This window comes from Shewanella sp. SR43-8, from assembly GCF_014163775.1.
Classification (GTDB): Bacteria; Pseudomonadota; Gammaproteobacteria; order Enterobacterales; family Shewanellaceae; genus Shewanella; species Shewanella vesiculosa.
This window is the reverse complement of record NZ_JACJDX010000012.1, coordinates 176,461-183,629: the sequence shown is the minus strand read 5'-3', so window position 1 is coordinate 183,629 and position 7,169 is coordinate 176,461. Positions and strand designations below refer to the sequence as shown.

Genomic DNA, 7,169 nt, shown 5'->3' with positions numbered 1-7,169 from the left:
TTTCTCAACTCATTTAGTGCAATGCTGCAATAATTGGATAAAAAACTCACTGCCTTTGCGTTCAGCAAACGCAATATTTCGCTCAGGTATTGATTCGGGGTCGGTGTAGTTTGCTAACGCAATTTCCATACTGGCTTCACGGATAATATGCAGGCAAGGATAAGGTGCACGATTAGTAAAATTTGCGGCACTGTCTTGAGGTTCGCCTTCAAAGCAATAGTCTGGATGAAATGTCGCTAATTGATAAACCCCTTCATAGCCTTGCGCCATTAATTCATCAGCAGCAAAATCGACTAAATCTAAGTAAGGGTAAAAACCTTCAAAGCCCCGCGGTAAAATAAATAGTGTCGTTTCAGTATCAGGATGAGTATCTAAGTGTTGGCACTCGTCAATTAATGCTTTTAGTACGGCCTTTATTTTTGTTGCTTCAATGGCTACATAACGAATGCTAGCGCGTTCAACTTCACGACGCGCAAATGGGCAAATGTTGTATTTCATAATGACATCTTTTACCCAGTTTTCGGTATGAGCAAGACATTCATGTTGTTCCATTATGTAACCTTTAAGCTTATTTAATAAATTAATGTGTTGCGGGCGGTAACATCATTGGGATGATCGATGCCACTAATAATAGAGCCATAGAGATATTAAAAATACGCTGTTGGCGTTCATTTTTTAGCAGACGTTTTAGTGCCACGCCAAATCCCAGCCACACAATCGCGCACGGGAATGCCACACATAAAAATACACTCGCAATCGTGATCACTTGGCTATTCAGTTCTTGTTGCACTGAAGTAAACGTCGCAATAGCTCCCACTGCCATGATCCAGCCTTTTGGATTGACCCATTGAAATGCTGCGGCTTGTAAAAAGCTAAATGGCTTGCTTACCTGCTTACCTTCCATTTTACTGCTGCTATTAGCGATAAGCCATGAAAGATAAAGTAGGTAGCTGATACCAATCACTTTAATAACAATATGGATGAAAGGATACGCTTGAAATATCGCGCTTAAGCCAAGTCCAACCGCCAGTATCATGGTCGGAAAACCCAAGCTAATGCCCATTAAGTGAGGAATGCTGCGTTTAATGCCAAAATTAACCCCAGAGGTCATCAACATAATGTTGTTAGGGCCTGGAGTAATACCGGCAGAAAAAGCAAATAAAGCAATGGCGAATACTAACTCCATGAACAGGTTTCTCGGCTTAAGTGTTATAGAAGCAGAATTCTAGGTGAATTTAGTCATTCACCATAATGATTTTTTTAGCAGTGAGTTAAATTTATCGTTTTAATCTTAATGAATTATCATTGTAGCGATTAACACTTTGATATAATTCAAATAAATTAATGGTTAGCAAGTGTAATTATCATAGGCTATTTTTACGTCACGAGACCTGAGTGAATCTCAGATCTCACAACTTAAAAATACAGGCATTGCTAGCAAGTTTTGAAAAAGAAATCGTTAGGTGAATTAATAACTGACGTCTACTTCGTAAGATGAAAACTTACGAATATTGATCACCCCAGTATCAAAAATAAGATATTGGCCTTTAATGCCTTGCAAAATACCGCTGACTTCAGCAATTTTATCAAAATTGTGTGATTTAACTTTCACCGGAAATTGCGTTATAGGATAGCTAATGGCTTGAATGTTGGCATCAAGGCGTTCAATCACAATGTCTTGATATTCGGCCGCTAAAGCGTGCAGTCTATCTTCAATCAGAGGAATCAGTTGCGCGGCTTGTTCGACAAGATCAATATCATCATTATGACCTTTCAACATCGCTTGCCAATGGGTTTTGTCGTTAATGAATTTGGCTAATTCTATTTCGATTAAGCCCGACATTTTTCGCGTCGACACTTTAAAAATCGGTAAGCCCTGAGTCGCCCCTTGGTCTATCCAACGGGTTGGGATTTGAGTATGGCGAGTAATGCCGACCTTGATACCTGAAGTATTCGATAAATACACGTAGTGGGGCACAAAGCAATTTGATATGCCCCATTCTGGTTCGCGACAAGTGCCTTGATCAAAATGACATGTTTCAGGTTTCATAATACACAGGTCACAACTGGCTAGCTTTGACATGCAAACATAACAATGACCCTGAGAATAACTTTTCTTGGTCTTTTTACCGCAGTTGCTGCAAAAAATATTACCTGTGTGAGTCATGGTCAATGACTTACCAATAAGCGGGTTAAGCGCTAAACGCTCGTCACCCACCGGTAAATGATACTCCACCTCATGGTTATCATTAAGGTGGGTTTTCAATTTTGATAGCGTTCCAAACATGGTTAATCCATTTTTATCATCATTATTTCGTGGCAGTTTAACAGATGATGAAAACGGATTTTAGGCTTAATTGAGCTTGTATGCCGATCTGCTGTTCATTTAAGCTGATTTACTCAGCTTATCAAGCACCACGTCATCACCCATTTCATAAAGCGATGCAGTAATTTGTTCTTCTTGGTTTGGATCGGTTAAGCCTAATGTCATGGTCGCTTTAAATAACGCGATACCAGTGTGACTCGCCGTTTCATACTGGCTGCTAAATTGTTCAATATTAATGCCTAGCGCATTCATTTTATTTGAGATGTGCAGCACAATTCCGGGGCGATCGTAGGCCACTAAGTTGTAATATAAATGCTTAATCGGTTTAGCGACTAAGGTGGTTTTAGCAAACGTTAGCGTTAAGCCGTCAATACATTCTAAGGCATCAATTAACTCATCCCATTTTAGTGCTGGGACTTCTAATTGTAATATGGCTGCAAAAATACCGTCGATATGACGCATTTCTGAGTCTAACCAGTTGCCATTATGTCGACTAACGACATTGGCGATTTGTTCTACCAAGCCTTTTCGGTCTGGTGCTTGAAGAGTAATAAGATAACGCATCATTGGATATTTCTCCTATAAACAAAGTCTGTAACACAACTGTCATCTTTACGTCATATAATCGCAGCCACTTAAGATTGTGTTATGGTTTTTTTGCTGTCTTACATCAGTTTTACTATTGTCTTACTAACACTTAATTAGAAACTAATATGAGTTATGTAGAGACTAAGGTAAGTGATTTAGAGACTTAAATAAGTGGCGAAAGTTAATGTATTTGGTCATAAATATTTATTGTTAGCATAGTAAACTACACATTCAAAGCGCTAATTATGGCATCGATTAATTATTAGAGGTTCTTAATGGAAAGTCAGGTCAATAAACCTGGTTCTGCTGAAAAAAGTCTACTTGTTGATAGACATGCAACCCGCAGAGCATTTAAGGATAAGGCAGCAGAGATTGGGGTAACCGTTGGTGGCACGTTGGTATTTGTCACCCTGTTATTAATATTTTTCTATTTGCTGTATGTCATCAAGCCCATTTTTGATGGGGCACATATAGAACCTGTTACGAGTGTGAGTTACCAAAATACTGACGCTAAAACCTTAATGGTTGGTAGCGATGAACAAAACGAAGTCCTTTATCGGGTAACCGAAATGGGTAATGTCGATTTTTATTCAGCCATTAGCGGTGAATTAATCTCGTCTTTCAAGGCTAAAATCCCTGAAGGTACCACGGTCACTAGCAGTGCTAAATCGAGCCCAAGCGAGCAACGTTTCGCGTTAGGTTTGAGTAACGGCCAAGTGATCGTTATCGGGATCGAGTTTGGCTTAACCTACCCTGACAACAAACGCGTTATTACGCCATCATTACGTTATCCGATTGGTGAAGAGCCATTAACGATTAATAATGAGGGCGCTGTTTATAATCTGGTGTTTGATTTCAGCGACAGCCGCATGAGTTTTGCTTACCAAGATGCCAATGGTGCTTGGAAGTTAAATCGCCAGGAAGGCGAAGAAAACATGATGACTGAAGAAGTTGAATGGTCATCTGTTGAAGTGTTTATTGAAGATGCACCTAATCATGTTATTTCGGCAATAATGACACCCGATCATCGTCAGCTTATTTTGGGCGCGACCAATAAACTGTTTGTCTACAACACTCGTGACGCAGACTCGATTGAATTACTTCAAGTTATCGATGTTCAAAAAGTCGGAGCTCAAGTGAGACAAGTCAATTTGCTTGCCGGTGCTAGCTCGATTCTGGTCAGTTATGACAGTGGTATTGTCAGTCAGTATTTCCAAGTAAACAGTGATAAAGGTCGTTTATACCAGCAAATTCGTGAGTTTGACGATATAGCACCTGTGAGTGTTATGGCGACTGAGTTTTACCGTAAAAGCTTTGCTGTATTGAGTAAAGAAGGTGAATTAACTCTGCTTTATACCACGAGTCAACGTGAACTATTTGATGAGAAATTTCAGCTAACCAACCCAGGCCAAATGGCATTTAGTCCGCGTTCAAATGGATTAGTGATTGAAGCTGATAACAAACTTAACCTTTTCTCTGTAGAGAATAGCCATCCAGAAATATCCTGGAGCGCGTTGTGGGATAAAGTATGGTACGAAGGCTACCCAGAGCCTAAATACGTATGGCAATCAACGTCTGGTACTGACGACTTTGAAGCTAAATTGAGTTTAATGCCCTTGGCATTTGGCACCATGAAAGCGGCATTTTACGCCATGTTATTTGCATCGCCACTGGCGATTGCTGGGGCAATTTATACCGCTTACTTTATGACGCCTAAAGTGCGCAACGTGGTTAAGCCAACGATTGAAATTATGGAAGCATTACCGACGGTTATTTTGGGGTTCTTAGCCGGTCTGTGGCTAGCGCCACTGATTGAGGAACACTTGCCCGGTATTGTGGTGTTGTTAATATTATTACCCACATCCATTCTTACTACCGCATTTGCGTGGAGTAAATTACCAGAAAAATGGAAGCAACGTTTACCTGAAACCTATCAAGAACTGATGCTATTACCAGTGATTATATTTGTTGGTTGGTTTGCATTTGAGATAAGCCCAATAATTGAAGTGGCATTTTTCGACGGCAACACGCGTCAGTTTATTACCAACGATTTAGGCATCACCTTTGACCAACGAAATGCGCTGGTTGTGGGTATCGCCATGGGATTTGCGGTTATTCCAACCATATTCTCAATTGCTGAAGATGCGATTTTCTCTGTGCCACGTCATCTATCAAACGGCAGCTTGGCATTAGGTGCGACAAACTGGCAAACCTTAACTCGAGTGGTGTTACTCACAGCAAGTCCGGGGATTTTCTCGGCCATCATGATGGGCTTAGGCCGCGCGGTAGGGGAGACTATGATTGTATTAATGGCAACCGGTAACACTGCCATCATGGAGTGGAGCGTTTTCGAAGGTATGCGTACCTTAGCGGCAAACATTGCGGTGGAAATGCCAGAATCGGCCATTGGTAGCTCGCATTATCGTGTGTTGTTCTTAGCCGCCTTTGTATTGTTTGTGTTCACCTTCTTCTTTAACACTATTGCTGAAGTGGTTCGCCAACGTTTACGCGAACGTTATAGCTCACTGTAAGGAAAGATGATGACTCAATTAATGATTATTTCGCCAATCGCCTTGAGAGGTTTGTGCAATGGGTAAGTGGTTTAAATCAGGTTCACCGTGGATTTGGATGACCGGTGGTGCCGTTAGTATCAGTTTGATTGCCGTATTAGGCTTATTACTGTTAATCGCTTGGCGTGGTCTAAGTTACTTTTGGCCCGCTGATGTTTATCAATGGCAGCTTGAAGACAATAATGGGGTTAAAAGTACCCTTATTGGTGAAATTTATGACCGTGAAGAAGTGCCAACAGAGCGCTTAATTTCAGCAGGGCATAAGTTTACTAAGCATCCTGGTGAGTTTGTGATGCGTTATCTGGTTAAAACCGGTAACCGTGAGTTTGTTGGCTTAGATTTTCGTTGGATCCTTGCAACAGATATCGTCAGCCGTTCAATTCCCGCTGATGTCGCTAAGCTTGAGCGTACGCAAAATGGTAACTTTTACGGTTATCCTGTTGCGGTTATCGAAGACGGTAAACGCTTAGCGTTAAACAGTGAATCAGATATAGAAGCTTCTTTGTTTGACCACATAGATCGCGCTGTAGCGATTTCTGATCAAGCCTTGGAGTTGCAAAAAAGCGATATTGGTTCGATTAATTACCAAATGGAGCGTTTACGTTTAAAAGAACGTGGATATGAGCTGGATGGTGAATTAACTGAGGCACGTAAGGCTGATATTAAGGCGCAACTTGATCAACTGCAGCAAGACTACTTAGTGCTTGAAAAAGACTTATTTGCTCTGCGTGACAAAGCTGCCCGTGACTCTGTAATTATTAAAGACATGCGCGGCGTTGAGGTTACCTTGCCTCTAGACTCTATTTTAGACGTAAGCTATGTCAATCATATGAGTTTGCTACAAAAGATAACTCACTGGTTTGTTGGCATAGGTCGCTTTGTCAGTGATGACCCACGTGAAGCAAATACTGAAGGCGGGGTGTTCCCAGCAATATTCGGTACGGTATTTATGGTGATGTTGATGGCGGTGATTGTGACCCCATTTGGTGTTATTGCAGCCATTTACTTACATGAATACGCTAAGAAAGGTCCGATTACTAAGCTGATCCGTATTGCGGTGATTAACTTAGCCGGTGTGCCTTCAATTGTGTATGGTGTGTTTGGTTTAGGCTTCTTCGTTTACATGATGGGCGGCTCAATTGACCAATTGTTCTTCCCCGAAGCCTTGCCATCTCCTACATTTGGCTCACCTGGGGTGCTGTGGTCTGCACTAACCTTAGCTATCTTAACGTTACCAGTGGTGATTGTATCGACGGAAGAAGGTTTAAGCCGTATTCCGAGCGCAGTACGTCAAGGTAGTTTGGCCTTAGGTGCAACCAAAGCCGAGACTTTATGGCGCATTGTAATACCAATGGCAAGCCCGGCAATTATGACCGGTTTGATTTTGGCAGTAGCCCGTGCAGCAGGTGAAGTGGCACCGTTAATGTTGGTTGGTGTGGTTAAGCTAGCGCCAACATTACCGATTGATATGAATTTCCCGTTTGTGCATTTAGAACGTAAGTTTATGCACTTAGGTTTCCATATTTACGATGTCGGCTTCCAAAGCCCTAACGTAGAAGCTGCTCGTCCATTGGTGTATGCAACTTCGTTCTTATTAGTATCTGTAATTGTTGCCCTTAATTTAACCGCTATCAGCGTGCGCAACCATTTACGTGAAAAATTCCGTTCGCTAGAACACTAATTAG

Annotated in this window: 6 protein-coding genes; 2 read left to right on the top strand and 4 right to left on the bottom strand. The window is 41.5% G+C overall.

What is annotated here, in order from left to right:
• Positions 1-9 precede the first annotated feature (9 nt).
• The 4 genes from H5114_RS16475 to H5114_RS16460 form a co-directional block, all read right to left on the bottom strand.
• On the bottom strand, positions 10-552 hold the full coding sequence (locus tag H5114_RS16475; protein WP_182723498.1) for a DUF1415 domain-containing protein: 543 nt from the start codon (positions 550-552) through the stop codon (positions 10-12).
• A gap of 28 nt (positions 553-580) precedes the next feature.
• The gene (locus H5114_RS16470) at positions 581-1,186 is read right to left on the bottom strand and encodes a LysE family translocator (protein WP_182698514.1); all 606 of its coding nucleotides are present in this window, start codon (positions 1,184-1,186) and stop codon (positions 581-583) included.
• A gap of 282 nt (positions 1,187-1,468) precedes the next feature.
• Positions 1,469-2,287, bottom strand: a complete 819-nt coding sequence (locus H5114_RS16465; RefSeq protein ID WP_182698513.1) for a DUF2797 domain-containing protein — start codon at positions 2,285-2,287, stop codon at positions 1,469-1,471.
• 99 nt (positions 2,288-2,386) lie between these two features.
• Entirely contained in the window at positions 2,387-2,893 is a 507-nt protein-coding gene (locus tag H5114_RS16460; RefSeq protein WP_182723497.1) for a glycine cleavage system protein R, read from the bottom strand.
• A gap of 296 nt (positions 2,894-3,189) precedes the next feature.
• Between H5114_RS16460 and H5114_RS16455 the strand changes: the two genes are divergently transcribed.
• On the top strand, positions 3,190-5,445 hold the full coding sequence (locus H5114_RS16455) for an ABC transporter permease subunit (protein ID WP_182698512.1): 2,256 nt from the start codon (positions 3,190-3,192) through the stop codon (positions 5,443-5,445).
• A 58-nt stretch (positions 5,446-5,503) separates the two neighbouring features.
• Positions 5,504-7,165: a phosphate ABC transporter permease PstA gene (gene pstA, locus H5114_RS16450; protein WP_182698511.1), complete on the top strand. Its 1,662-nt coding sequence runs from the start codon at positions 5,504-5,506 to the stop codon at positions 7,163-7,165.
• Positions 7,166-7,169: the final 4 nt, after the last annotated feature.

Excerpts from the sequence above, each read along its gene's own strand:
- H5114_RS16470 (WP_182698514.1), bottom strand. The coding sequence starts at position 1,186 with ATGGAGTTAGTATTCGCCATTGCTTTATTTGCTTTTTCTGCCGGTATT.
- H5114_RS16455 (WP_182698512.1), top strand. The coding sequence starts at position 3,190 with ATGGAAAGTCAGGTCAATAAACCTGGTTCTGCTGAAAAAAGTCTACTT.
- pstA (WP_182698511.1), top strand. The coding sequence starts at position 5,504 with ATGGGTAAGTGGTTTAAATCAGGTTCACCGTGGATTTGGATGACCGGT.
- H5114_RS16460 (WP_182723497.1), bottom strand. The coding sequence starts at position 2,893 with ATGATGCGTTATCTTATTACTCTTCAAGCACCAGACCGAAAAGGCTTG.
- H5114_RS16465 (WP_182698513.1), bottom strand. The coding sequence starts at position 2,287 with ATGTTTGGAACGCTATCAAAATTGAAAACCCACCTTAATGATAACCAT.
- H5114_RS16475 (WP_182723498.1), bottom strand. The coding sequence starts at position 552 with ATGGAACAACATGAATGTCTTGCTCATACCGAAAACTGGGTAAAAGAT.